Raw genomic sequence first — 233 nt, 5'->3', positions numbered from 1 at the left:
GCACCACGCATTGTAAAAGTTGCTGCAGGAGATACCATCCACACATCGAGCGGGATTATTACTGTAAAAGCGTTAAATAACCAGCCAAAGGCGAAGGATTTAGCTTTAGCAAAAGGTGATTTTGCCGTTGGATTGCCATTGGAAATTAATGCTGCGGGGAAAATCTACGACACCGAGCCAATATTTTTAATTAAAGGCAACAACACTTTTGATTTCGCGAGGAAGGTTGATGA

General features: G+C 42.1%; 1 protein-coding gene. It reads left to right on the top strand.

All coding sequences use genetic code 11. The annotated features are described in order from the left end of the window. Window positions 1-233, top strand: a 233-nt coding sequence (locus AC0IW9_RS32090) for a hypothetical protein (protein ID WP_471652318.1), incomplete at both ends; no start/stop codon positions are given.

The organism is Belnapia sp. AC561, from assembly GCF_979252845.1.
The sequence above is the reverse complement of the archived record's forward strand: the minus strand, read 5'-3'. Positions and strand labels throughout refer to the sequence as shown.